The following is a 26,633-nucleotide window of genomic DNA, read 5'->3' as shown; positions in this document are numbered from 1 at the left end:
TCAAACGTCGCTCGAACGCGACGGACCGGGCACGTTCCAGAGCCCACGACGCCTCGCCGCTTTCTCACTTTCGACGCAGGCTGAAGCCAAGACCAGCGTAGCGATCAACTGCGATCGCCACTCAGCATGAATAATAGAGCTAATGGACGGAAGAGAATATGCAGACGGTTGCCGCTGTGTCGTTCAAGCGGGAAGCCCAGAAGGAAAGGATCTGCCCCTCCACCGGGCGATCGTCGGCTGTATACGCGGCAAACTCGGACAGGGTGCGGGCGAGTTCGGCACCTGTGATTACGCGTTCGCGTTCCAGTATTGTGGCCAGCAGCGCGAGCCAGTCGCCATGTGCCTGCACCAGCGCTTCGATCTGAAGCATTCCCGAACCACTGTTCGAGAAATCCTTCGAAGGGCTTTGGCGCCGGCGGAACCTCGTGAGCAAACTTTTGATCAAGGACATGGCGCGCGTTCCATCAACCGCCGGTAGCCGGGACGGTTGAACACGCGGCAACACTGGTAACCACGCCCCACGTATTCCCCGCACCGACAAGCCGTAGCAAGGTCATGTATCTTGCGGGCCGCCCGACGGAAGTCGGGGACCCAGCATTCGACCGCACTTGCGGGCCAAGGATGGTGTTCAAGCCACGCCGCTATGGTACAAGGCTCAGGCGAAAACACGCTGTCATTGCAAAGCTAAGCGGACCGCAGCATCCTGGAAGCAGGCATCGCGCTCGTCGACGGAGCAATATGGCGGACGGCGCGCTCGTAGCTCGATCGGGGCGCGGGAGATCGCCCCGGCGATCAGCGTATCAATCGCCATGCTTTACCAGCAAGTTCCGGCATCCGAGCACGAAGCGATCCGGGATCGGTATTTGAAATGGACACAGATACACAGTTAGCGTCGGCAGGCTCGCTGAGGCGTCACCAAGCACCTGTTTGTCACACACGGGTGACGGGAACCGGGTTTTCCGTACTTTCGACCGCTGAAGGGCAATAAATGATGGAAAGGCGACAGTCCGCTTTCGGGAAGAGGATGGTGATCGGCCGACGTTCCTGGCGGGCTGCCGCCTTTTCCAAAAACGATCACAAAACGAGAAATTCTAGCGCTGGCTGCACTTCAAATCGATTGTACTCCGGTCAAGGGCACTGAGCGTTGCCCCGACCTTTGCTACGAGCCAAGCCGGCGACGTGGCCGCATACGGCGCGCTCGGACTGCTCTGGGTAGGGCAGGCGCAGGCACTCGAGGTCACGCCTCCCGGTGAGATTGTCCGCGACAGCGTGCGCGCGACGCTGGAAGCCGAGGTTGGTACCATCATGGGCGGTGCTGCCTATCAGCGTGTCCGGCCCCGAATCGACAGCCAGTTCGCAGACTATTGGACCAGCACTGGTCGGCCTGGCGCTCGACAGTCGACAGCCCGTACCGAACATGATGCGGCCGAGCGGGCTGCAACCGAAGCCGCAACTAGGCTCGCCGCCCTCGAGCAGGGTTTCGCTGATCTTGAAGCTGCTCGGGCCAGGCTGAAGCTCTTGGATCGCGATCTTGCCGATACGGCGGATGCAGATCGGCGAAGGGTTCTGGTCGATCAGGTCGACGTCGCACGATCCGCGGCGCAATTGCGCGATACGCGGCGGGCCGAGCAAGGTCGCCTTGCGGACCAGGTCAAGGCTCTCGAGGAACTTACCGCGCGTCTGGTCGATGCCCGCAAGGCCGTCAGCAAGACGGTCGCAGAGCTTGCCAGCGCCTTCGAAAACCGATCTGCCCTGGAAGAGGAATTGGCCAACGCGCGGGAGCGAGCGGGTACGGCGCGTGATCGGTTGGCGGCGGCCCGGGATACCCGGCGAAACGCCCATGCCGCGCTCGATGCTGCCGGCAGGCTGGTGGCCACCCAAGCACGCCATGTCGAGATCGCCCGAGCACGTCAGCGGCACGACGAACTACTGCCTCTTGGAGCGCAACTCGATGTGGCGCGCGAGCTTGGTAAGACGCTGATTCCACCCAACGTCATCAAGATGTTGGAGGAGCGCGAACGGGCCGTCGACAAGGCGCGTGCGGCCGTGGAGGCGGGTGCGACCCGGGTCGAGTTGACGGGCGATGTCAGCGGCGTTCAGATCGACGGCATGCCAGCGGAGCCTGGCGACCGGACGCTATCGCGTGAGACGCGCATTCAGCTTGGTGGCGCCATGCTGATCATCCGGCCGCCAGCAGAGCTACAGAGCGCCGAAACAGTGCTGGTCAACGCCCGCGACGATCTGAGCGCTGTACTGGCTGACCACGGGGTGGCGAGTGTCGCCGATGCGCGAACTCATAATGAGGCTGCACGAGATGCCGCTGCTAACGCCCGTACGCTCGAGGTGAAAATCGCCGGGATGACCCCAGCCGTGCCGCTGCTCGGTATCGCAGGTGGTGCTTCAACCCTGAAGACTTTCGTAGCGGGATTGCACGAGAGCGCGGAAGGGGAGGGGAGTGAAGAGGGGCCAGACCTCGACGCATTGACGGCGATTGCGGCGGAAGCGGACTCCGCTTGCGAGAGCCGAGGGAGGCGATGAGGCAGCAGCAATGCACCTGCGCGAACTGGAAGCGCGCAATGCCCCTCTGATGGTTCAGGCAGCTGGCGCCGAGCGTGATGCCGCTAACGCCGAAGCACAGCTTGCTGCCCTTGAAGGCAAGTCTGAGGTCGCCGGTCTGGATGAAGCCCTGTCGGAGGCTCGTCAGCAAGAGGCGGCAGCGCTGGTCAGCCTGCAGGATGCCGAGCGGGCAGCGACGGCGCATGACGTCTCCGCGATCGAGCGGCAGATCGCCGTGTTGGACAAATGCGCCGAGGTTGCCCGGACGCAGCGTATTGATCTTGAGAAGGTGATCGCCGGGCTCGAGGCGCGGATCGAAGCCGAAGGGGGCAAGGGCCTCGCGGACCGCGCTGCGGTCTCGCGAGACGAAGCGGAGGACGCGGCCGCTAACCTCGCGCGAGTGATGCAGGAGGCGGACACGTTGAAGCTTCTTCGCGATACGCTGGAAGGCACGCGTGCGGAGACGTCACGGACGTTCGTCGGTCCTGTTGCGCGCCGCGCGCGGCGCCATATCGAGCGACTTTTACCGGGCTGTGATCCGAGCTTCAGTGATGATCTGGGCCTGACATCTATTGTGCGCGGTGGTCTTGGCGAAAACTGCGGGGATCTCTCCCGGGGCACCCAGGAGCAGCTGGCCGTCCTGACCCGGCTTGCCTTTGCGGACATGCTATTGGAGCAGGGCGTACCCGTGTCGCTGATCCTGGACGACCCGCTCGTCTATTCCGATGATAGCCGGCTCGATCTTATGACCGAGATTCTTACCGATGCAGCGACGCGGATGCAGGTCATTCTACTGACCTGTCGCGATCGTGCCTTCAGGCATCTCGGCAACCGCATAAACCTAACGGGAGTCGAGTAGGGGCGCAGAGCGGGACGTCTGTTTTGAGGCGAAACTGGTGGAAAGTCGCCCGTCCGCATTCGCGCGGCGAGCGGCATGAGTAGCCGTTCGTCCAGATGACGGGCAGCCGCCTAATCGCTGATTGCTCGCGCAATTACCTATTCCGTGCAGCTTCGGGACCGCGTCGCCTTCGGTCATAATAACGGGCACAATAGTGCCGTCGGTGCCGTAGCATACCCGGTCGATCGCAACCTGGCGCTCGCCCTTAAGCGGCGCTGGACCGGGGGGCTGGTCCCAACGATGATACACAATCAACCACTCATCCTGTGGTGTACGGACGAAGCTGTGGTGGCCCGGCCCTTGATGTCGCGTGTTGCTCGTCAGGATTGCGCCACGGTAGCGCCACGGGCCGATGGGGGAGGGCGCAGTTGCGTAATGGACCGAGTAATCAGGGCCGTTCCAGTGACCGTGGCTGTACGAGAGATAATACACACCATTCCGCTCGTGCATGAACGCACCCTCGGTGAAATTGGGCGGCTGGTGTACCGGAACTTCGCGCGCGAGACTGACCAAGTCGCGACTGAGTTCCCAGATACGCAGCTTCGCGCCGGCACTGCCGCCGGCGTAGAGATAGGCCTTGCCGGACCGTGGGTCGACGAATGCCATCGGGTCGATCGCCTCGAATTCCCCGTTCGCCTGACGACCGCCGGTGACCAGTGGCCGTCCGCTGTCGCGGTACGGGCCCTGCGGTGCGTCCGCGACGGCAACACCGATCCGGCTCGGCGTAGGGTTCTGCGGTCCGACCGAATAATAAAGATACCATTTGCCGTCCCGTGTCGCAACGCCCGGCGCCCACAGGAAATGCGCCTTCGCGCCATCGTCGCCGATCCAGCGGATTTGATCGCGGCGCATGATCTCGCCACGGGAGGTCCAAGTCTTGAGATCACGAGACGAGAAGGCACCGAACCGGTCCGCGGCCCAGCTTCCGCCCGGGCCGCCAGTCGGAAAGATCCACATTTCGCCATCGATCATCATCGCATGCGGGTCGGCGCCCTGGAACACTGGGTTGCGGGCGAGGCCTGCCGCGGCCGTTACCAGAGCGACACCGATTGTGCTTGCGATCCACGGTCCCCAACGCCGCGTCATTGCGCTGGCTGCCCGGAGTCGAGCACGAACAAGAGATCCAGGTCGGGCGCCACACTCGGCGCATCGTTGGTGGCGTACGAGGCCGACATAAGCGCGCCGAGCTCCAGCGTAGCGAAGAAAGCAATCCGCATGACAGTATCTCCTATGATCGCTGTGTCAGGTCAGGTCAGGTCAGGTCAGGTCAGGTCAGAACCGAAACCGGACGCCGAGCGAGTAGGTACGCTCGAGATAGAAGATCTGGCGTGCGAACTGATCGCCGGCGTCATCGAACTGGCGATAGCGCCGGATCGGATTGCCCAGAACGTTAACGATGTCGAACGCCAGCGTGACGCTCGGAATCGGCGTGACCGTTGCGGACAGATCGAGTTGCCCGCGCGCCTTCTCGATCACCCCGCCAGTGCGTTGAGCGCCGTTGACGTCGACGTCGAGCGGCTCCTGGCTGTAATATTGAACGAAGTCCGAGCGGAAATTATACGCGATCCGCGCCGAAAAGAACGGCCGTTCGTACAGCCCGACCAGGTTGTAAGTCCATTTCGACACGCCGTTGAAGCGTTGCTGCTGACCGGCGACGTTGGGGGACGTCGCGAGCGTCGATGCGAGATCGCCCTTAGAATCGACGTAGGTGCCGTTGGCCTGCAAGCCGAAGCCCTTCGCCCAGTCAGGCAGTCCGTCAATGTCGAGGAAGCTGGTGAAGCCGACTTCGACACCCTGGAACCGCGTTGCGCCGGTGTTTTCGGGCCTGGTGAAGCGCACGCGACCGTAAGTCGGGTCGGTGGTGAAGACGGTCGTGTTCGAGATGAAGCCCTGCGCATCACGCCGGAAGATCGCACCGGTCAGCGAGCCGGTCCGTGAAAAATACCATTCGAGGCTCGCGTCGTAGTTGTTTGACGTCAACGGCGACAGGTTTGGGTTGCCGGCCGTGATATTGCGGGCGTTGCTGTTTGGATCGTTCGAGTTCGGCGGATTGTTCGGATCGATCGTCGGCGGCGATCCGACGGTCAGTGCGGGATTGAGGTCGAAGAAGTTCGGCCGGGTCCGCGTCTGCGTATAGGCGAGCCGCAACTGCAGTTCATCGGTGGCGGCAACGCGCGCGCTGACGTTGGGCAGGTAATCGGTGTATTCGTTCTTCGCGGTGATCGGGGTGATCACGAAATTCCCCGGCGTCTGTTCGTCGCGCAGGAAGCCGCTGATCTGATTTTTCGTGCGGACGGCCCGCAAACCGACCACGCCGTCGACGACGACGCTGCCGATGTCGAAGCCGTATTTGACTTGAGCATAGGCTGCCAGCGCCTTTTCGTTCGCGCGGAAATTCTCCGAGGGATTGAACTCCGGTCGTCCAGCCGGCGCACCGTAGAAGCTCCGCAACGCGACGAGATTATCGCGGATGCTGCTCGAGGGGATTGCGGTGAAAGTATGGATCGGCAGCGTGTTGTTATAGCCGAACCCGGCCAACGTGCTTTCGGTGCTGACCGGCAGCGCGGTGATGGGGATCTGAGCCGGCAAGTTGAAAATATAGGGCGCGCCGCGATCACGGTTGGCGTCGCGATCGTTGTAGCGAATGCCGAACTGCAGGCGCTTAAGCAGGCCCTCGCCGATGTCGTACTGGACGTCGAAGCGCGACTGGATGTCCTTGCCGCCGACCTTGGTATATTCCTGGAAGAAGCCGCGGCTGAGGTAATTCGCCGGATCGGTCAGGTTGAAGGTGCCCAGGTCGAAACTCGGACCACCGTCCGTTCCTGGCGACTCGAAGACGACGTTGCGGACCGGCGAACTGCGGAACGTGTAGTCGATATTGACCGCATCGAACGTGTAGGTGCTGTCGGTGTAGGCGATGTCTCCGGAAATTTGGAGATTGTCATGTTTCCAGATTGCGCCACCGCCAGCCTGATACGTGTTGGTCGTCCCGTTGGCCGATCCATAATAGCCATCCGGTGCGTTAGCGCCCGAAACCGTCGCGCTTTGCGCGACGTTTGCGTTGCCGGGGCGCGTGACCACATTGTTCAGCTGGAAATCGGCGCCGCCGAAGTTCGGCACGAACATGAACCGGTTGGAATCGCGCCCACGATAACCTTGGTAGAGACCGTCGGCATAGATCTCGAGTTCCGGCGTTGGTTTCCATTGGAATGCGGCGTTGGCGGACGGCCGCCAGCGTCGACCATAGCCGAGGAAGAGCGACTGCGCGTCTGGATAGCGAACACCGCCGGTCGTGCCAGGCGCATTCACGGCATTGGTCGTCGCGACGACCAGCGATTGCTCGCGCGTTGAGTCCAGGAAATTGATGCCGACATAGGACGCGTTGACGAGCAGGCCCATCTCACCGATCCCGGTGTCCCAGCGGTCGCTGACGAGCAGATTGCCGTTCCAGGACATCTTGCCCGATTGTTGCCAGTTTACGCCGTTCAACGATCCCGACAGTTCGAAGCCGTTGAAGTCGAAGGGGCGACGGCCGCGGACGTTGACCTGGCCGCCGATGCCGCCTTCGATCAGGTTGGCAGTGCCGGATTTATAGACTTCCAGCGCTGCGACCGTGCCGGCAGGAAAATCCTGGATCTGGACGAAACGACCTTCGGCTGTGAAAATCTCGCGGCCATTATAGGTGGTGCTGAGATCGGGTAGGCCGCGCACCGTGACACCCGCCGACTCGCCACCACCCCGCGTCACCTGCACACCCGACACGCGCGCGAGCGCGGACGACGCGAACGTGTCCGGCAGCTTGCCAATGTCTTCGGCGACAATCGCATCAACGATGCCGTCAGAATTGCGCTTGATCGCCTGCGCCGACTGAAGGCTGCGACGCAGGCCGGTAACTACGATCTCGCCGTCTCCCTCCGTAGGACTTTCCTGCAGCGATGGCTGCGGGGCGGCGGGGTTCGCGTTCTGATCGGAGGCGGTGGTCGGCTTGGGGAGATCCTGACCGCCCGCCCGAACTTCGGCTGTCGATTTGTCGGAGATCTGCGCGCTGGCGGACGCTGTGGTAAGCAGTGCCATGGTGGCTACGGATGCGCAGAGAAGTGCCTTCGCTTTCATGTCTCTCTCCCCTTCGATGTCGATGGTTTTCCACGCGACCTGATTCCACGCTAAGATTATCCTACGGAGCTGACAACCGTTTGTAGGACAATACCGAACAATTCTTCGGTTGGTTCTTGGTGATCCGGAGCGTGGCCAGCTAGGATGATCAAAGGCGCGGCGAACAGCGCTGCGGTGATGTGGCGCGTCGTTAAGTGAATGAACGGCACGATCGCTCAACAGGAGAGGACAACCGGTGAAACAACGCACGTCGAGGCAGATGCGGGATGGATCGGAACGAGAAGTTTGCTCCGATAAGCCGCATCGGAGGATTTCGGTCGGAAGAATCGTCGCGCCCATGAGGGCGCTGCCCCCCGTCCTGCTTGCCGCGATCGTCCTATCAGTCAGCCCCGCCCAAGCGAGGGGTCGCTGGACCGGGGGACAAGCCAAGGGATGGTATGCCGCGCAACCGTGGCTGGTCGGCGCAAACTATGCGCCATCAACTGCGATCAACCAGCTCGAGATGTGGCAGGCGGCAACTTGGGATCCCAAGCGGATCGATTATGAGCTCGGCCTTGCGCAGGGCATCGGCATGAACACGATGCGCGTCTTTCTTCACGACCAGCTCTGGCAGCAGGACCCCGAGGGCTTCAAGCAGCGGATAGGCGCGTTCCTGACGATCGCTCGGGCACACGGGATCAAGCCGTTGTTCGTCTTGTTCGACAGTTGCTGGGATCCGGATCCGAAACTCGGGCCGCAGCATCCGCCGATCCCCGGCGTGCACAATTCGGGGTGGGTGCAGGGGCCGGGAATGCCAGGTCTACGCGATCGCACGCGCTATCCCGGCTACAAGGCGTATGTGCAGGGCGTGATCGGTGCGTTCGCCAAGGACGACCGGATCCTCGGCTGGGACGTCTGGAACGAGCCCGACAATGGTGCCGACCAGTATAAGGGGCAGGAGGGCAAGGAGCCGCTGGTTCGCGCACTGCTGGCGCAGGTGTTCGACTGGGCACGCGAGTCCGATCCGTCCCAGCCGCTGACCTCGGGCGTGTGGATCGGAAACGATTGGACGCCGGGCGGCAAGACCTCACCGATGGAAAAGCTTCAGCTTGCGCAATCGGACGTGGTGACATTCCACGATTATAGTTGGCCCGAGACGTTCGAGCGGCGGATCAGGCAGCTTCTGGCCTACGATCGTCCTGTAATCTGCACGGAGTATATGGCGCGTGGCAACGGCTCGACCTTTGACGGTTCGCTGCCGATTGGCAAGCGCTACAATGTTGGGATGATCAACTGGGGGTTCGTCGATGGCAAGACGCAGACGCGTCTACCCTGGGACAGCTGGCAGAAACCGTACGTGCTGGCCGAGCCGACGATCTGGTTTCACGAGGTGTTCCGGAACGACGGCACGCCGTATCGGCAGGCCGAGACCGATCTGATCCGTCGATCGAGTGCAGCGCCGAAGGGTGTCGTACCGGTGGCCCTTTCCGAAGTGCCAGCGGTACGGCGCCAACGCTGAAGGCCTATGCAGTATCGCCTTCACATAGGAAGGCGATACTGCATCTTTATCAGTGATTGTCGCGCGGTAGACCCATCGTCTGCGCGATCCGCTGGTATTTCTCGGCACCTTCGAGGATGGCGCCGGTTTCCATCTGGCCGACGGTGGCGCGCTGGATTTCCTGCCACGGCGTCTGCGAGCGCGGGAAGGCATAGCCGCCCGCCGCAGTCAGCGTGCGGCGCCGCTCGGCCAGTTCCTCATCGGAGATCAGGACATCGGCGCTGCCCTTGCCGAGATCGATGCGAACCCGGTCGCCGGTGCGGATCAGCGCGAGGCNCGACCGTCGCCGATGCAGGGAAGCGCGTGAACGCCTTCGCGGATGAGATAAGCGGGCGGACGCATGTTGACGACTTCGGCGGCACCCGGATAGCCGATCGGGCCGGCACCGCGCATGAACAGCAGCGTATCGGTGGTGATGCCGAGCGACGGATCGTCGATCCGGTGGTGGTAATCCTCGGGGCCGTCGAACACGACCGCGGGGCCTTCGAACGCTTCGGGATCGTCCGGATTGCTGAGATAGCGTTCGCGGAATTCCGGCGAGATGACGCTCGTCTTCATGATCGCGCTGTCGAACAGGTTACCGCGCAGGACGATGAAGCCGGCATCCTCCAGCAGCGGGGTCGCGAACGGGCGGATGACGCGCTCGTCCTCGATCGTCGCGGTGCGGCAATTGTCGCCGATGCTCTTGCCGTTGGCAGTCATCGCGTCTTCGTGGATCAGGCCCTGCTTCATCAGCTCGGCGACCACCGCTGGCACCCCGCCGGCATGGTAATAATCCTCGCCGAGATACTCGCCGGCGGGCTGAAGGTTGACCATCAGCGGGACCTTGTGACCGTGCGTCTGCCAGTCGTCGATCGGCAGGTCGACGCCGATGTGGCGCGCGATCGCGGCGAGGTGGATCGGCGCGTTGGTCGATCCGCCGATCGCCGAATTGACGACGATCGCGTTGTGGAACGCCTCCCTGGTTAGGATGTCGCTGGGCTTCAGATCCTCGGCGACCATGTCGACGATGCGCTTGCCGGTCTTGTACGCGACTTCCTGGCGGTCGCGGTAGGGCGCCGGAATCGCGGCCGAGCCGGGCAGCTGCATGCCGAGCGCCTCGGCGAGCGAATTCATCGTCGTCGCGGTGCCCATCGTGTTGCAATAGCCGGTCGAGGGCGCCGACGAAGCGACGAGCTTGATGAAGCCTTCATCGTCGATCGCGCCGGTCGCGAGCAGCTCGCGCGCCTTCCACACGATCGTGCCCGAGCCGGTCCGCTCGCCCTTGTGCCAGCCATTGAGCATCGGCCCGACCGACAGTGCGATCGCGGGAATGTTGACCGTGGCGGCGGCCATCAGGCAGGCGGGCGTCGTCTTGTCGCAGCCGATCGTCAGTACGACGCCGTCGAGCGGATAGCCGTAGAGCACCTCGACCAGCGCTAGATAGGCGAGGTTGCGGTCGAGCCCCGCGGTCGGGCGCTTGCCGGTTTCCTGGATCGGGTGGACCGGGAATTCGAGCGCGATGCCGCCCGCCTCGCGGATGCCTTCGCGCAGCCGTTCGGCGAGCACGAGGTGATGGCGGTTGCAGGGGCTGAGGTCGCTGCCGGTCTGCGCGATGCCGATGATCGGCTTGCCCGAACGCAGTTCTTCCAGGCTCAACCCGAAGTTCAGATAGCGCTCCAGATAAAGCGCGGTCATGTCGATGTTCTCGGGGTTGTCGAACCAGGCGCGCGAACGAAGCTTCTGAAGAGGCGTGGTCAAGTCGGTCATCGATTGGGCTTTCTGGAAATCGGATCAGCGGGGGGTCAGCGGGCGACGGAGACGCGGTAGATCATGCGGTGGTGATAGGGCTTGCCCGGGTCGACGCGCGCTGAGCCGAACGCCGGCTGGTTAGGCGTGTCGGGAAACTTCTGTGGTTCGAGCGCTAGGCCGTCGCCCATCCGATAGACGTGACCTGACTTGCCGACCAGCGAGCCGTCGAGGAAATTGCCCGAGTAAAATTGCACGCCAGGCTCCGTCGTGAATACTTCGAGCACGCGACCCGATGCAGGGTCCTCGACGCGGGCGGCCAAGCCGGGCTCCGCGCTCGCGCCCTTGTCGAGCACGAAATTGTGGTCCCAGCCGCGGCCGATGACGATCTGCGGATCGCGGCCGTCACGGATGCCATCTGACAGCGCCCGGCCCTTGGTGAAGTCGAACACGGTGCCGGCTACTGGCTTCAACTCGCCGGTCGGGATCAGCGCAGCATCGACGGGCGTATAGCGGCGGGCGCGGATGGTCAGACGCTGGCCGTAGATCCCGGTCGCCGAGCCTTCGCCGGCGAGGTCGAACAGCGCATGGTTGGTCAGGTTGACGATCGTCGGCGCGTCGGCCGTCGCATCGAAGTCGATCGTCAGTCCGCCCTTGTCGTCAAGCGCATAGGCGACCTTGACCGCAAGCGTGCCCGGATAGCCCTGGTCCCCTGCCGGGCTGGTCATCGTCATCACGACCTTCGCCTGCGCGCCGTTCGTGACCGAGACGATCTTCCAGACCCGCTTGTCAAAACCGGTAGTGCCGCCATGCAAACTGTTGGTCTTGTCATTGAGCGGGAGCTGATACGCCTTGCCGTCAAGCTCGAAACGGCCACCGGCGATCCGATTGGCATAGCGTCCGACCGTCTGGCCCCAGAAGTTCGGTGCGCTGACATAGCTTGCAGCATCGTCATAGCCGAGCGTGATGTCGACCGTCTTGCCGTTGCGGTCGGGCGCGCTGAACGACTGGAGCGTCGCGCCGAGCGTCATGATCCTCGCGCTGACGCCGTTGCTGCCGGTCAACGTCACCGCCTCGATCGCGGTACCGTCGGGCAGGGTGCCGAATGCACCGCGCTTGGCCGTCGCGGCGTTGGCGGCCTGAGCCGTCAGCGCCGCCAGTGCGACTGATAGTATGATCCCCGACTTCGACACCGACTTAATCATTGCGCGCATCCCGTCCTTAATCGTTCGGCGCCGTTGACGCGCCTTATGCGGCTATATAGTCAGACAATATATTTCTGGGCAAGCCGTGCGGGAAAAGACGATCGACCAAAGTCCGTCGATCAGTCGCCGACATGGCACGGAGGATGAACGATTATGGCGATGCCGATACAGATGCAACGACAGGTTGAGAGTGCTGCGACACAAGTGCCGCCAAGCGGGGGGCCAAGCTACCGATCCGCGTTGACGCTGCTGGCCAGTCTGTTCTTCATGTGGGGCTTCATCACCGTCATCAACAACACGCTGCTGCCGCACCTGCGCAGCGTGTTCGACCTCAGCTACACACAGACCACGCTGATCGAGAGCGTCTGGTTCATCGCCTATTTCTTCGCGTCGATCCCGTCGGCCAAGCTGATCGAACGGGTCGGCTACCAGCGCGCGATGGTGTTCGGGCTGGGTCTGATGGCGGTTGGAGCGTTGATGATGGTACCCGCCGCGCGGCTGCCCTCCTACGGCGTCACGCTATTCGCGCTGTTCGTGATCGCCAGTGGGATCACGCTGCTGCAGGTCGCCGCCAACCCGTATGTCGCCGTCGTCGGCCCGCCTGAGACCGCCTCGTCGCGGCTCAACCTGGTCCAGGCGTTCAACTCGGCGGGCGCCACGCTCGCGCCGCTGTTCGGTGGATATCTGATCCTCGGCCGCTCAACCTCCGGTACCGCGGTTGCTGGGTCAACGGCACTCCTCACGCCGGCCGAACGGCTCGCCGACGCACAGTCGGTGGTGTTGCCGTATCTCATCGTCGCCGGCGTACTGGTGGTGCTCGCGATCGTCATCGCGCGCTTCCCGTTGCCGGCGATGGGCGCATCGACGCAGCGCTCGGCAAAGACGGAGCGTAAGGGGCTGTCCCTGTGGTCGCACCGCAACCTCGTACTCGGCATTCCGGCGATCTTCATCTATCTTATCGCCGAGATCGGCGTCGCCAACCTGTTCATCAATTTCGTCAGCCAGCCGGACATCGGCAACCTCACGCACGAGCAGGCCTCGCATTACCTGTTCGTCCTGTGGGGCGGTATGATGGTCGGCCGACTGGTCGGCAGCGTAGTGATGCGGACGATCCCCGCCGAGCGCGTGCTGGCGGTGGCGAGCATCGGCGCGTTCGTCGTCATGTTGATCGCGACCTTCACCACCGGCCATGTCGCGATGTGGTCGCTGATTTCGGTCGGGCTCTTCCACTCGATCATGTTTCCGACGATCTTCACTCTCGGCATCCGTGGCCTGGGGCCGCTGACCGAAGAAGGGTCGGGGCTGCTGATCATGGCAATAGCCGGCGGCGCGCTAGTGATCGTCCAGGGTTGGCTCGCCGACACCTACGGGTTGCAGATCTCGTTCCTGCTGACCGCCGTGTGCGAACTCTATATCCTGTTCTACGCGGTATGGGGGTCGCGCGTGACCGACGCGCTGCCTGATCCCGTTCCCGTTCCTTAATCAGAGTTCAGCTTAACCAGGCTGCGGTTAGTCAGAGCAAAGGACGCCGAAACGACGGTGGCGTGCGATCAGCCCGCCATCGCCAGCTTCGTATCCTCCAGCGCCAGATCGACCAGGGTTCGCATCGCCGTGCTGGCACCGTTCGCATCGCCTGAAGCGATCGCGTCGTAGACCAGCGCGTGATCCGGGATGGGATTGCGAGGCAGGGCACGTGCGCGCTGCTTGAACTGAGTGGTCCAACCGACCGCGGCGCCGATGCTCGCGCTCAGTACGATCAATGCATCGTTGCGCGTCGCGGTCAGTACCGCATCGTGAAACTCGCGGTCCGCCGCGCGGCCGGCTTCGGTGGCCAAGGTATGCCGCCGCATCGCCGCCAGCGCATCCTTCATGATCTTGAGGTCGCTGCGCTCGCGTCTCTGGGCGGCCAGCGCCGCCGCGGCAGGCTCGACGATCGCGCGAAGTTCGAAGAGACTGCGGATCAATCCGATGTCAGGTTCGCAGGCGAACGACCACGCCAGAACGTCGGGATCGAGCAAGTTCCACCGGCTGCGCGGCAGTATGCGCGTTCCGATTTTCGGACGGCTCTCCACGAGCCCCTTGGCAGTCAGGACCTGGATGGCTTCGCGGTAAGCAGTACGCGACACGTCCAGCATCGCTGAGAACTCGACCTCCCCGGAAAGCGTGTCGCCAGGCGCGTATTTCCCGGACAATATCGCCGTTCCCAGCTTGTGAGCTACGGCCCCGTGCAACCGTCTTCCCGTACCACGGGTGGCCCGCGGCGGTTCACTTATCGCATCAACGACGTCGTTAACGTCTTGAGTCTTAGTCATTCGCGCTCCCTGTTCGACAGATACCACGCCGTTCCAAATGGAGGAATGTCGTAGATTGCCAAACTCAAACGAGCCTTATATGTCAGAGTATAAGGAGTGGATACCACATGGCCGACGTGTTTTTCACGAACAAGGTTCACGATACAGGCTTCTGGTCCGTCGAGGCGGCAACGGGTGCGACCGTAGGCGATCCGATTGCGGTTCATGGTCATGGCGACGTCGAAGCGGGCTGCGCCGCTGCAGAAGCCGCGTTCGACGTATACCGCGCGACCACCAATGACGCACGGGCGGACTTCCTGGAGCGGATCGGCGCGGAGATCGTCGCACTGGGCGACGACCTGATCGTCACCGCGATGCGCGAGAGTGGCCTGCCGCGCGCCCGGCTGGAGGGCGAGCGCGGGCGTACCGTCGGCCAGTTGAAGCTGTTCGCAGGCGTCGTTCGCCGTGGCGGCTGGATGGGGTTGCGGATCGATCCGGCACTCCCCGATCGCGCACCGTTGCCGCGTCCTGACCTGCGCTTGCGTATGATCCCGCTCGGTCCGGTCGCGGTGTTCGGGGCGAGCAATTTCCCGCTCGCCTTTTCGACTGCCGGTGGCGACACCGCGTCGGCGCTGGCAGCCGGTTGCCCGGTCGTCGTCAAGGGTCATCCTGCACATCCCGCCACCGGCGCAATGGTCGCTGGCGCGATCGATGCCGCGGTCGCGGCGTGTGGGCTGCCCAAGGGCGTGTTCTCCCATCTGGTCGGCCCCGGCAACGAGCTTGGCAGCGCGCTGGTGCAGGATTCGAGGATCGCCGCTGTCGGGTTCACCGGTTCGCGGGCTGGCGGGCTGGCCTTGGCCAAGCTGGCGCAGGTTCGCGAAGTCCCGATCCCGGTCTATGCTGAGATGTCAAGCATCAACCCGGTGGTGCTGCTGCCCGAAGCGCTGAAGGCCCGTGGCGCTGCGCTCGGTACGGCGTTCGTCGGGTCACTGACGATGGGCGCGGGCCAGTTCTGCACCAATCCCGGTCTCGTGCTCGCGCTCGAGGGCGAGGGGCTCGACGCATTCGTGTCCGCGGCCGCAACGTCGTTGCCCGAGGCTCCTGCCGCAACGATGCTCACCAGCGGCATCCATGCCGCCTACGAGCAGGGCATCGCCGCCCTTGCCGGCCACGACGCGGTGAACGAGATCGCGCGCGGCAAGGTCGGCGAAGGCGTTGCGCAAGGGCAGGCGGTATTCTTCGAAACGACCGCCGCACAGTTCCTGAGCGACAAGGCGCTGGGCCATGAGGTGTTCGGTGCGTCGTCGTTGCTGGTACGCTGCACGAGCGAGGACGAACTCCACGCCGTACTGGGTGCCGCCGAGGGTCAGCTTACGGCGACCATCCAGATGGATACGGGCGATGCCGGGATGGCGTCGCGCCTGATCCCGCGGCTCGAGCGCAAGGCGGGGCGGATCCTGGCCAATGGATGGCCGACGGGTGTCGAGGTCGCGCATGCCATGGTCCATGGCGGGCCGTTCCCGGCGACGTCGGACGGCCGCACGACTTCGGTCGGCAGCCTGGCGATCGACCGGTTCCTGCGGCCGGTGTCGTACCAGAATCTGCTGCCCGAACTACTGCCGGAGGTTCTGCGTGACGGCACGACCGTGCCGCGACTTATCGACGGCGTTCCCGCCATCTAAATCAAGATACTGGGGACGAACCGTAACAACGGCGTCCCGCTTAGGAGAGAGAGTGTGATGATTTTGCGCCTGTTGCAGCATGTTGGCGTCGACGGCACGCGATCGGTGATCGCTGCCACTAGTGAAGGGGCCACGTTCGTTACCGGCGTAGACAGCGTCCGCGCGCTCGCCGAACGTGCGCTCGCCGATGGCACCGATCTCGCCGGCGCAGTTGCAGCTTGTGGAACAGGCGCGAGCGTCGACATCGCCGCTGAGCTCGCCGCTGGTCGCCTGACCTCACCGATCGATCATGTCGATCCGGCCCACCTCATAATGACGGGCACCGGCCTGACGCATCTCGGTTCGGCTGAGGGCCGCGACAAGATGCACCGCGCGGCCGCGGACGCCGAGAAGCAGACGGATTCGATGCGGATGTTCCTCGAAGGCGTCGAGGGCGGCAAGCCGGAAGAAGGGACACGCGGCCAGCAGCCCGAATGGTTCTACAAGGGTGATGGCTCGGGTCTGGTCGCACCGGGTGCCGCGCTCGCGATGCCCGATTTTGCCGAAGACGGCGGCGAGGAGCCTGAGCTTGCCGGGATCTACCTGATCGGTCCGGACGGAACGCCGTTTCGCCTTGGTCTGTGCCTTGCCAACGAGTTCAGCGATCATGTCACGGAGCGCCACAACTACCTCTGGCTCGCGCATTCCAAGCTGCGCCAGGCCTCGCTCGGGCCTGAATTGCTGGTCGGCACGCCGCCCGCGCATATCGAGGGCATGAGCCGGATCCACCGCGACGGCGCCGTCCTGTGGGAAAAGCCGTTCCTGTCGGGCGAGGCGAACATGTCGCACAGCATTGCCAACCTCGAGACGCATCATTTCAAATATGACCTGTTCCGTCGCCCAGGCGATGTCCATGTCCACTTCTTCGGCACCGCAACGCTGTCATTCGCCGACGGCGTGACAACGCGCGAAGGCGACGTATTCGAGATCGAGGCCGCGCCGTTCACGCTTCCCTTGCGCAACACGCTGACCAAGGCAGCACCGCAGCCTGTCGTCGTGAAGGCGCTCTGAGTATGGCAGCTATCAGCATCGCGATTGTCGGCATGGGCAAGATCGCCCGCGACCAGCATCTACCCGCGATCGCAGGCAACGCCGAATTCGACCTCGTCGCCAGCGTCAGCCCGCGGGATGCGGGCGTCGAGGGCGTCGCCAACTTCAGGTCGCTGGAGGCGTTGCTCGCCGACGGTCCGGCGATTGACGCAATCGCGCTCTGCACGCCGCCGCAGGTGCGCTACTCGCTCGCCGCGATGGCGCTCGACAAGCGCCTGCACGTGTTCCTCGAAAAGCCGCCGGGCGCGACACTCGCGGAGGTCGACGCGCTCGAGGCTCAGGCCGCACAGACCGGCGCAACGCTGTTCGCCGGCTGGCATTCGCGGTTCGCGGCGGGTGTCGCACCCGCCAAGGCCTGGCTTGCCGACCGTCGCATCGACCGCGTGTCGATCGTCTGGCGCGAAGACGTCCGCGTCTGGCATCCTGGCCAGGCGTGGATCTGGGAGCCGGGCGGGCTTGGCGTGTTCGATCCTGGCATCAATGCCTTGTCGATCGCGACGGAGATCCTGCCCGAGCCGTTCTTCCTTGCGTCTGCGACCCTGTCGACACCGGCCAATCGTGCCGCGCCCATTGCTGCCGATCTTGCCTTCCGCAGTGCGTCGGGCACGCCGATCACGATGGATCTCGACTGGCGCCAGACGGGCCCGCAAAGCTGGGACATCGTCGTCGACACCGACGCCGGCACGCTCCGTCTCGCCAAAGGCGGCGCGGTGCTAACGCTGCCCGAAGGCAGCAGCGAGCATGACGATGCCGAATATGCCGGGCTCTACGCGCGCTTCGCCGCCCTGGTCCGCGACGGGCGCAGCGAGGTCGACACGACCCCCTTCACACTCGTCGCCGACGCATTCCTGCGCGGCACCCGCAAATCCGTGGAGACTTTTAATGATTGAGGCAAAAATGACCCGCACGCTGAAGGGCCTCGCCGCCGCGCTGCTGCTCTCGACCGCCGGTATCGGCACCGCGCAGACCGACGCCCCCACGTCGGCTGCGGCAACCGTGACCGTCCATGCGGACACGCCCGGCCCGACCTATGATCGCCGCATCTTTACGCAGTTCGCGGAACATCTCGGCACCGGCATCTATGGCGGGCTCTGGGTTGGGGACAAGTCAAAGATTCCCAACGTCCGCGGATTTCGTACTGACGTCGTCACCGCGCTTCGCGGGATAGGCGTGCCGGTGGTGCGCTGGCCGGGCGGCTGTTTTGCCGACGAATACCACTGGCGAGAAGGGATCGGCCCCAAGGCTAAGCGCCCGACCAAGATCAACACGCACTGGGGCGGCGTGACCGAGCCGAATACGGTCGGCACGCACGAGTTCATGGAGCTTGCCGGACAGCTGGGCGCCGAAGCCTACATAGCGGGCAACGTCGGCAACGGCACGCCGCAGGAAATGGCGGAGTGGGTCGAATATATGACCTCGCCCGCCGGCGCTCTGGCCGACGAACGCGCAAAAAACGGCCACAAGGCGCCGTGGGCAGTGCCGTATTTCGGCGTCGGCAATGAGCTGTGGGGCTGTGGCGGCAACATGCGCGCGGAGTATGCCGCCGACGTCACGCGACGTTACGCCACCTTCATCAAGGCGCCCGCAAATACGCGCGTCATGAAGATCGCGAGCGGCGCCAACGTCGACGACTATCACTGGACCGAGACAATGGCGCGTGAGCTGGTCGGCAAGGTGGATGCGCTGTCGCTGCATTACTATACGATCCCCGGTGGCTGGCCGCCGCGTGCGTCCGCGACCGTGTTTGACGAGCGCGGCTGGGCCGAGACGTTGTCCGAGACGCTCAGGATGGACGAGCTGATTACCAAACATTCGGCGATCATGGACAAGGTCGATCCGAAGAAGACGATGTGGCTCGCGGTCGACGAGTGGGGCACGTGGTATGCCGGCGATCCGGGCACCAACCCCGGTTTCCTGCGCCAGCAGAACACGCTGCGGGACGCGCTGGTCACCGCGATCAACCTTAACATCTTCGCCAAGCATGCCGACCGTGTGAAGATGACCGCGATCGCGCAGATGGTGAACGTGCTGCAGGCGATGATCTTGACCGACGGCAGCAAGATGGTGCTGACGCCGACCTATCACGTGTTCGCGATGTACAAGCCGTACATGGACGGCACTGTCTTGCCGATCGACATCAAGTCGCCCTGGTACAACAAGGACCAGTGGACGATGCCGTCGGTCAGCGCATCTGCCGTCCGCGGCAAGGACGGCGTGGTGCGGATCGCGCTCTCGAACCTCGATCCGAACAAGCCTACCAGCGTGTCCGCCGCGCTGCCGGGCGTGACGGCGCAGACCGTCACCGGGCAGGTGCTGACCGCGCCGACGATGACTGCGCTCAACACCTTCGAGGCGCCCAACGCGGTCGCACCGAAGGCATTCACTGGCGCTAGCCTGAGCGGTGGCACCCTGTCGGTGACGTTGCCACCAATGTCGGTGGTGATGCTCGAACTGAAGTGATCGTGACGCCCGCCGGAGCAACCGGCGGGCGTACCTACCGGGAGAGAGACGATGGCCGCATCGAAATGGGCGACCGGGCTGATCGCGTTGACGCTCGCAAGTAGCGTGCTGGCGCAAACCGCCGATGCGCCGCCGACACTAAATGCCAGTCTAACCGGCGATATCGTGCCCGTTCACGACCCGGTAATGATCCGGGCGGGGGATACCTATTACGTCTACGGCACCGGGCTCGACGGCCAGATGCTGAGCGCACGCACTTCGCCCGATCTGGTCCACTGGACCGCGGGTACGCCGCCGCTGTCGCGCCTGCCCGACTGGGCGACCAAAGCGGTGCCGGGCACCAAGGGGATGTGGGCACCCGACATCTCGCGGAGCGGGGACGGGCGGTACCGGCTTTATTATTCGGTCTCCACCTTCGGCTCGAACCGCTCGGCGATCGGGCTCGCGACCAGCCCGACGCTCGACCCCAAGGCGCCCGACTATGGCTGGCGCGACGAGGGACTCGTGGTAATGTCGACGCCCAAGGACGATTTCAACGCGATCGATCCCAACCATGTCGTCGATGCGCAGGGCCGCGAGTGGCTATCGCTCGGCAGCTTCTGGACCGGCATCAAGCTGTTCGCGCTGAACCCGAAGACCGGCAAGCTACTCGACCCCGTAGAGAAGCCTCACGCGATCGCGCGCCGCCCCGCACCAGCCGGCGGACCCGCCCCGGTCGAGGCGCCGTTCATCATCGTCCATGGCGGCTATTACTGGCTGCTCGCGAGCTACGACTATTGTTGCAAGGGCGTGAACAGCACCTATTACACCGTCGTCGGCCGATCGAAGGCGATCACCGGCCCGTATCTCGGCAAGGACGGCAGCGCGATGATGCAGGGCGGGGGGACGATCTTCCTGCGCGCCGACCTGCAGGAAACGCAGCGCTTTCGCGGACCCGGCCACCCCGGCGTGATGCACGATACCGACGCCAAGGACTATGTCGTCTACCATGCCTATGATTCCCAGACCAAAGGCACCCCGACGTTGCGCATCGCACCGATCGCCTGGGGTGCAGATGGCTGGCCAATTGCGGAGAACCGACCATGATGATGAATTTCACACGACGGCTGTTCTTGGCCGGTGCCGGCGCAGCGACCGCAAGCGGCGCCCTCGCGCGGCTTGCGGCCAAAGTGCCGCTGCCGGTCAACCCGCTGGTCCGCCAGCGTGCCGATGCACAGGTCTTTCTGCACACCGACGGCTATTATTACATGACCGGCTCGGTGCCCCAATACGATCGGCTCGTACTACGCCGCTCGCGCACGCTGGCAGGGCTGTCGACAGCCAAGGAGCGCGTGTTGTGGCGGCATGAGAAAACCGGGCCGATGTCCGGTTTTCTTTGGGCACCCGAGCTGCACATGATCGACGGCCGCTGGATCATGTATTTCGCGGCAGGCCCGAGCGGCGGCGGCGAGGACGTTTTCCGTATCCGCACCTTCGCGGTGGTCTGCGACGGACCCGACGCGATGACCGGCAACTGGACCGTGCTGGGGCAATTGACGACGCCGTGGGACAGTTTCACGCTCGACTCGACCAGCTTCGTTCACCGCGGCACGCGCTATCTCGCCTGGGCACAGCGCGAGCCGGGGATCGAGACCAACAGCAACCTCTATCTCGCACCGCTCGCAACCCCGCTGACGCTGGCGGCGAAGCCCGCGCGGCTGGCAGTGCCGACGCTTGATTGGGAGATCCGCGGCTTCAAGGTCGCCGAGGCTCCGGCGCTGCTGGCGCGCAACGACAAGCTGTTCATGACCTATTCGGCGAGTGCGACCGATGCGCGCTATTGCCTGGGCATGCTGACCGCGCGCGACGATGCCGATATCATGGATCCGGCAGCCTGGACGAAATCGCCGAAGCCGGTGTTCAAGTCCTCGCCAGCGCACAAGGTCTTTGGGCCTGGCCACAACAGCTTCACCGTTGACGAGCGCGGCCGCGATATTCTGGTCTATCACGCGCGCGACTATGAGGCGATCAAGGGCGACCCGCTGTTCGATCCCAACCGCCACACCCGCGTCCAGACCTTCACGTACATGCCCGACGGCACCCCCAATTTCGGCGAACCGGTTGCCAACGGCCCATTGCGGTGAGCGGTCTCGATCGCCGGACGTTCCTTGCAGCAGGAGCCGCAGCCGTACCCGCGGCCGCGATCGGCGCTGGCGCAAGTGCTGGCTCGAAGCTCTTGGCGCCGACGCCGCCAATGGGCTGGAACAGCTGGAACAGTTTTGCGACGACGATCACGGAGGCGCAGGCGATCGAGACCGCGACGATCATGGCGGAGAAGCTGCTACCGTCGGGCTATGATGTCTTCACCGTCGATATTCAGTGGTACGAGCCTGGGGCGACCAGCTACACCTACGCGACCAAGTCGACCCCGGCGATGGACGGCTATGGCCGGTTGCTGCCCGCGCCGAACCGGTTCCCGTCGAGTGCCGGCGGCAAGGGCTTCCGCCCGCTCGCCGACCGGGTGCACGCGCTCGGCCTGCAGTTCGGCATCCACCTGATGCGCGGTATTCCGCGACTGGCGGTGGAGCACAACCTGCCGGTGTTCGGGACGAAATACCGCGCGCGCGAAATCGCCGACACCGCCAGCATCTGTGCTTGGAACCCGGACATGTACGGCGTCGACATGCGTAAGCCCGGCGCACAAGCCTATTACGACAGCGTGTTCGCACTCTACGCATCCTGGGGCGTCGACTTGGTCAAGATGGACGACATGAGTCGCCCCTATGACGCGCATGCCCCCGAGATCGAAGCTGCACATGCCGCGATCGTCGCGACTAAGCGGTCGATCATCCTGAGCCTGTCGCCCGGAGAAACGCCCCTATCCCGTGCCGATCACGTTCGCCGCTTTGCGCAGATGTGGCGGATCAGCGACGATTTCTGGGACGAGTGGCCGTTGCTCGAAGCGCAGTTCACCCGCTTGGAGAACTGGAACCCGCACCGCGTACGTGGCGGCTGGCCCGATGCGGACATGCTCCCGCTTGGGCGTCTGGCGCTGGGCGCGCGCGACACCAAGTTTACGTCCGACGAACAGCGCACACTGATGACCCTGTGGTCGATTGCGCGATCGCCGCTGATTATGGGCGGCGACCTGCGTTATCTCGACCGCCCGACGCTCGACCTTCTCACCAACCCTGAGGTCATAGCGGTCAATCAAGCAAGCTACGACAACCAGCCGCATTTCGTCGCCGACGGAATTCGGGTCTGGTCGGCGCGTGTGCCGGGATCGCGAGACCGCTATCTCGCTCTATTTAACACCGACAAATCCCGGCGATCTGTGCGGTTTTGCCTCGACATGATCGGCCTGAACGGACCGGTCGGTGTCCGTGATCTTTGGATACGACGCGATCTGGAAAGGGCGTCGGGTACGCTAGTAAAAAGCCTGCCACCGCACGGCGCCGCATTGCACCGCCTCAGTCCTCGCTGAAATATCCTGCTGAGTAGTCGGCCAAATAACCCTTGCTTTAACGTCCTTCCGATCATAACGAATGTCCGAGTAATACCGACTGCCAATAAGGTCGGATAGACATGATAGGGAGAGGCTAGATGGCGATGAAATCATTAATTCTGTGTTCCGCATCGATCGCAGCGCTGGTGCTGGGAGCCCCCGCACATGCGCAGGCCGTGCCGACCACGCCACAGGATCAAAACGGCCTGCCAGCGACCGGTACGCCCGCGGGCGTCGTTAACAACGCTGCCCAGACGCCGCCCGCGGCTGAGCAGTCCGCGACTGACCAGACTGCCACTGATCAGACCGACGCTGACATCGTTGTGACAGGTGTCCGCGCCAGCATCGTCGGTGCGCTTAACGTGCGCAAGAATTCGATCCAGATTGTCGATTCGATCGTGTCGGAAGATGTCGGTAAGCTCCCCGACAATAACGTCGTCGAAGCGCTTCAGCGTGTTACCGGTATTCAGGTCACTGATCGCGCCGGCGGCGAAGCGGCGACGATCACCATCCGAGGTCTGACCGATCCGTTGACGACGCTAAACGGGCGCAACATCTTCACCGCGGCCGGCACGTCATTCGCCCTACAGGATATCTCGGCGAACCTCGTCAAGCAGGTGGACGTCTACAAGACCCGCTCGGCTGACCAGCTGGAAACGGGCCTGGCCGGGCAGATCGATGTTCAGACCCGGCGCCCGCTCGATTTTGACGGCTTCACGATATCGGGCCTCGTACGCGGACTCTATTCGGAACTCGCTGACAAAGTGAACCCAAACGCTGCGCTGTTAATCAGCGACCGTTGGAAAACCGGCATTGGCGATATCGGGCTGCTCGTAAACGGCAGCTACACGCGCGCTCAATTCCGCAACCAGAATTTGCAGGCTGGCGCGATGGTGCCGTTCGCAACGGAAAACCCGGCGGCGGGTTCGGGCCTTACCCCGTTGCAGCGGATCTTCCCGGGTGACAGGAACCAGAACTGGACGCCGGGCCTGGATGCAGGTCTGCCCACCGCGCCGGGCTCCACGCTCAACATCAATGGCGTGAATACGCCGTATTATCTGTCGAGAGACGCGGTCATCGCGTCCGATGTTTACGGCAAGCGCGAACGTCGCGCGTTCAATGCAGCGCTGCAATGGGCGCCTAACGATCGTTCGGTCTACACGGCGGAAGTCTTCTACACCGGCTTCAAGGGCAAGACGTTCAACAGCCTGAACTTCAGTTTCGTCGACTGGTGGGGCGACCTGCCGGCCAATCCTGGAGCAAGCTTTGAGCTGTTCGACGGGACGAACATCATCAAGTCGCGTCAGGTCGGATCGGTCGCGGGGTTCAACAGCGGCGACACGGGCACCAGCAAGACCGACAGCTATGTCTATGCGTTAAACGCCAAGTGGGACGTGGCCGATCGCGGCAAGATCTCGGCCGACATCGCGTATCAGGACAGCAAGAACAAGACCTCGTTCTTCGCCATCCGCACGGATCGCGGGCCGCTCGACATCGACGTGGACTTCAACGCGGGCGGTGGGCTGCCGTCTTACAGCTTCGGCAATCAGTCCGTGCTGACCGACGCGACGGCGTGGACGATCGGTAATTTGTTCGACAGCGGTACCAAAAATACCGGTAGCGCGCTGACAATGATGCTCGATGGCGAATATGGCTGGGACGAAGGATTCCTGCGGCGCATCAAGACGGGCTTCCGGTTCGATGATCGCAAGGCTGACAATTACGTGCGCGACCAGGGCGCGGGTGGGCTGGGCACCACGCTGGCGGCGTTCGGCGAGGGCAAGCCCTTCACCAACAGCGGCTTCTTCGACGGTCAGGCGAACATTCCGACGAGCTGGGTGCTGGCGGATCCGCGCAGCATGGACCGCGACGCCGTCCGCACGCTGTATCGCGCCGTGGCCCCCGGCCTATTGCTCTCCGATCAGCTGAGCTTCGGCCAGGTGTTCGGCATCTCGGAAAAGAACGTGGCCGCTTATGCGCTTGCCGATGGCGAAGTCAGCATCTTCGGGCGTCCGCTGCAGCTGCAGGCCGGCGTACGCTATGTCGCGATCGATACCGATTATGACTATTTCGATCGCGGTGCCAACTTTGCTCGGACGAGCGTGTCCACCGGTTCGGAGAAGTGGCTACCCTCGTTTACCGCGCGCTATGCGATCAGGAATAATCTGCGCGTCCGTTTCAACTATGGCGAAACGCTCCGGCGTCCCAGTTTCGGCGATCTGAACCCCAATCCAGTGCTGACAGGCGACTTGTCGCGCATCGGCTTCGGTTCGGGCACGTCGGGAACGGCAAACCTTACCCCGACGCACTCGAAGAATATCGATCTGGCGGTCGAATGGTATTTCGAACGCAACAGCGCGATCTACGTAACAGCCTTCCGTCGTGAGATCGACGGGCTGGTCGTGCCGCTCACAGTGCGTGAAGCGATCCCGAACAACTATCTACCGCGCAATGAAACCTATACCGAATTGTTTAACATCACTCGTCCGGTGAACGCCTCGGACGGCGTCCTGAAGGGCGTCGAACTGGGTCTGACCTATTTCCCGACCTATCTGCCTGGTCCGCTGAACGGGTTGGGTGTCACCGGCAGCGCTACGATCCTAGATTCCGAACAGACCATTCCGCTTACCAACGCTGTCGGCGAGATTACGGGTTCGACGAAGTCGGCCTTCTTCGGCGTATCGAAACTGTCGTACAATGCGACGCTGGCCTACGACAACGGTCCGATTGGTGCGCGTCTATCGTACGTCTGGCGCAAAGGGTTCTTGCAGAGTAACGAAGCCCGGGCGTTTGCCAACCCGATCGGCTTCTGGCGCGCGCCGGAAAAAAGCCTGGACTTCCAGCTCACCTTGAATGTGAATAACGATATTGGCTTGACCTTCGACGCTGTGAATCTAACCAAGGCAAATCAGCAGAGCTATTACAAGTTCGGCAATGTCGGTAACCCTGAGCAGTCCAACTCCAGCACGCTGCTGATCGACCGAACCTTTGCGCTTGGTGTGCGCTTTAAGTTCGACTGAGGTTAAGCAGCGGACTGGCTCCCGAGCTCTGCCGTTCATCTTCATGAATGGATGGCAGAACTTATTAAGCCCAAGCCCATGCAAAAATGACCGATTATGGGTCTTAGCGTCTTTGCGGTAGCGAGCTCGCCGCCCAACCACGTGTTCATTAAACCACCAAACAAAGGGTTCGCTTGCGAAGCGTTGCAGCAAGACCTTGGCCTTTCCCGCTCTTCCGGATACGTAGCTTCCAGAGCAGGCAAAGTCTCGCACTTCTTGATCAAGCAGCGCGCGCCCCACAGGGCGAAGAATTCGCGCCTAAACTTCGCTTGTTGCGGCCGCGCAAAGACCTCAGCCAGCTTGCGCTGGCGTTCCACCGCCTGTTCGGCTTCCGCTTCCGGGCTGCCAATCAAACGAGACTTAAGCTTGGCGAACTGATCTCTGAAGACATTACTTACTGAATTGTCTTTCATCGGATGACCGGCAAGAGCATTTGCGAAGCGATCCACCGAAACTTAGCTCCGTCATTCTATTTCCTAGGGTCAGGACCCATTGATGTGAGAGGCGCGATCTGATTCAGGTTCCGTGAGG

19 protein-coding genes and 3 pseudogenes are annotated in these 26,633 nt (G+C 63.2%); 12 read left to right on the top strand and 10 right to left on the bottom strand.

Going from position 1 to position 26,633, the window contains the following annotated elements; genetic code table 11:
* Window positions 1–139: 139 nt before the first annotated feature.
* Complete coding sequence (locus IFT54_RS18555) at window positions 140–451, bottom strand: hypothetical protein (RefSeq protein WP_244649245.1); 312 nt, start codon at window positions 449–451, stop codon at window positions 140–142.
* A gap of 222 nt (window positions 452–673) precedes the next feature.
* The gene (locus IFT54_RS18550) at window positions 674–811 is read right to left on the bottom strand and encodes a hypothetical protein (protein ID WP_192071719.1); all 138 of its coding nucleotides are present in this window, start codon (window positions 809–811) and stop codon (window positions 674–676) included.
* A gap of 368 nt (window positions 812–1,179) precedes the next feature.
* Here IFT54_RS18550 and IFT54_RS18545 point away from each other — a divergent pair, with 368 nt between their 5' ends.
* Entirely contained in the window at window positions 1,180–2,538 is a 1,359-nt protein-coding gene (locus IFT54_RS18545) for a hypothetical protein (protein ID WP_192071718.1), read from the top strand.
* Window positions 2,539–2,548: 10 nt separating this feature from the next.
* Window positions 2,549–3,415 (top strand): ATP-binding protein, encoded by an 867-nt coding sequence (locus tag IFT54_RS18540; RefSeq protein ID WP_192071717.1) that lies wholly within the window; start codon window positions 2,549–2,551, stop codon window positions 3,413–3,415.
* Here IFT54_RS18540 and IFT54_RS18535 read toward each other — a convergent pair.
* From IFT54_RS18535 to IFT54_RS18530, 3 genes are all read right to left on the bottom strand, one after another.
* Window positions 3,398–4,456 carry a family 43 glycosylhydrolase gene (locus tag IFT54_RS18535; protein ID WP_342354869.1) on the bottom strand — a complete coding sequence of 353 codons (1,059 nt, stop codon included), beginning with the start codon at window positions 4,454–4,456 and terminating at the stop codon, window positions 3,398–3,400. The two genes, IFT54_RS18540 and IFT54_RS18535, sit on opposite strands and share 18 nt — an antisense overlap.
* An 80-nt stretch (window positions 4,457–4,536) precedes the next feature.
* A complete protein-coding gene (locus IFT54_RS20800; protein ID WP_274602349.1) occupies window positions 4,537–4,671 on the bottom strand; it encodes a hypothetical protein in 135 nt (44 codons plus the stop codon).
* A 55-nt stretch (window positions 4,672–4,726) separates the two neighbouring features.
* Complete coding sequence (locus tag IFT54_RS18530) at window positions 4,727–7,906, bottom strand: TonB-dependent receptor (protein WP_192071715.1); 3,180 nt, start codon at window positions 7,904–7,906, stop codon at window positions 4,727–4,729.
* On the opposite strand from IFT54_RS18530, the gene IFT54_RS18525 reads away from it, so the two are divergent.
* Complete coding sequence (locus IFT54_RS18525; RefSeq protein ID WP_192071714.1) at window positions 7,905–9,065, top strand: cellulase family glycosylhydrolase; 1,161 nt, start codon at window positions 7,905–7,907, stop codon at window positions 9,063–9,065. The two genes, IFT54_RS18530 and IFT54_RS18525, sit on opposite strands and share 2 nt — an antisense overlap.
* A gap of 49 nt (window positions 9,066–9,114) precedes the next feature.
* Here IFT54_RS18525 and IFT54_RS20620 read toward each other — a convergent pair.
* From IFT54_RS20620 to IFT54_RS18515, 3 genes and pseudogenes are all read right to left on the bottom strand, one after another.
* Window positions 9,115–9,380: pseudogene (locus IFT54_RS20620) on the bottom strand (dihydroxy-acid dehydratase); the annotation flags it as partial.
* Window position 9,381: 1 nt separating this feature from the next.
* Window positions 9,382–10,853 (bottom strand): annotated as a pseudogene (locus IFT54_RS18520) (IlvD/Edd family dehydratase); the annotation flags it as partial.
* A 35-nt stretch (window positions 10,854–10,888) separates the two neighbouring features.
* Window positions 10,889–12,046 (bottom strand): aldose epimerase family protein, encoded by a 1,158-nt coding sequence (locus IFT54_RS18515; RefSeq protein WP_192071713.1) that lies wholly within the window; start codon window positions 12,044–12,046, stop codon window positions 10,889–10,891.
* Between the two features lie 162 nt (window positions 12,047–12,208).
* Here IFT54_RS18515 and IFT54_RS18510 point away from each other — a divergent pair, with 162 nt between their 5' ends.
* Window positions 12,209–13,519 (top strand): sugar MFS transporter, encoded by a 1,311-nt coding sequence (locus IFT54_RS18510; protein WP_192071748.1) that lies wholly within the window; start codon window positions 12,209–12,211, stop codon window positions 13,517–13,519.
* A 68-nt stretch (window positions 13,520–13,587) separates the two neighbouring features.
* On the opposite strand, the gene IFT54_RS18505 is transcribed toward IFT54_RS18510, so the two are convergent.
* The gene (locus IFT54_RS18505; protein WP_192071712.1) at window positions 13,588–14,349 is read right to left on the bottom strand and encodes a FadR/GntR family transcriptional regulator; all 762 of its coding nucleotides are present in this window, start codon (window positions 14,347–14,349) and stop codon (window positions 13,588–13,590) included.
* A 107-nt stretch (window positions 14,350–14,456) separates the two neighbouring features.
* Here IFT54_RS18505 and IFT54_RS18500 point away from each other — a divergent pair, with 107 nt between their 5' ends.
* The 8 genes and pseudogenes from IFT54_RS18500 (at window position 14,457) to IFT54_RS18465 (ending at window position 26,063) form a co-directional block, all read left to right on the top strand.
* Complete coding sequence (locus tag IFT54_RS18500) at window positions 14,457–16,010, top strand: aldehyde dehydrogenase (NADP(+)) (RefSeq protein WP_192071711.1); 1,554 nt, start codon at window positions 14,457–14,459, stop codon at window positions 16,008–16,010.
* A 57-nt stretch (window positions 16,011–16,067) separates the two neighbouring features.
* Window positions 16,068–17,060, top strand: coding sequence for an AraD1 family protein (gene araD1, locus IFT54_RS18495; RefSeq protein WP_192071747.1), 993 nt, complete (start codon window positions 16,068–16,070; stop codon window positions 17,058–17,060).
* A 2-nt stretch (window positions 17,061–17,062) separates the two neighbouring features.
* Window positions 17,063–17,989: a Gfo/Idh/MocA family protein gene (locus IFT54_RS18490; RefSeq protein WP_192071710.1), complete on the top strand. Its 927-nt coding sequence runs from the start codon at window positions 17,063–17,065 to the stop codon at window positions 17,987–17,989.
* Between the two features lie 7 nt (window positions 17,990–17,996).
* Entirely contained in the window at window positions 17,997–19,559 is a 1,563-nt protein-coding gene (locus tag IFT54_RS18485; protein WP_192071709.1) for an alpha-N-arabinofuranosidase, read from the top strand.
* 51 nt (window positions 19,560–19,610) lie between these two features.
* Window positions 19,611–20,645 carry an arabinan endo-1,5-alpha-L-arabinosidase gene (locus IFT54_RS18480; protein WP_192071708.1) on the top strand — a complete coding sequence of 345 codons (1,035 nt, stop codon included), beginning with the start codon at window positions 19,611–19,613 and terminating at the stop codon, window positions 20,643–20,645.
* A 2-nt stretch (window positions 20,646–20,647) separates the two neighbouring features.
* Window positions 20,648–21,676 (top strand): annotated as a pseudogene (locus IFT54_RS18475) (glycoside hydrolase family 43 protein); the annotation flags it as partial.
* Window positions 21,677–21,678: 2 nt separating this feature from the next.
* Window positions 21,679–23,022: a glycoside hydrolase family 27 protein gene (locus IFT54_RS18470; protein ID WP_342354868.1), complete on the top strand. Its 1,344-nt coding sequence runs from the start codon at window positions 21,679–21,681 to the stop codon at window positions 23,020–23,022.
* 119 nt (window positions 23,023–23,141) lie between these two features.
* On the top strand, window positions 23,142–26,063 hold the full coding sequence (locus IFT54_RS18465) for a TonB-dependent receptor (protein ID WP_244649243.1): 2,922 nt from the start codon (window positions 23,142–23,144) through the stop codon (window positions 26,061–26,063).
* A gap of 41 nt (window positions 26,064–26,104) precedes the next feature.
* Here IFT54_RS18465 and IFT54_RS18460 read toward each other — a convergent pair whose 3' ends face one another.
* Window positions 26,105–26,551, bottom strand: a complete 447-nt coding sequence (locus IFT54_RS18460; RefSeq protein WP_192071707.1) for a hypothetical protein — start codon at window positions 26,549–26,551, stop codon at window positions 26,105–26,107.
* Between the last annotated feature and the right edge of the window lie 82 nt (window positions 26,552–26,633).

Source organism: Sphingomonas sp. CFBP 13714, from assembly GCF_014842205.1.
GTDB lineage: Bacteria > Pseudomonadota > Alphaproteobacteria > Sphingomonadales > Sphingomonadaceae > Sphingomonas > Sphingomonas aerolata.
This window is presented reverse-complemented; position numbering and strand designations above follow the sequence as displayed.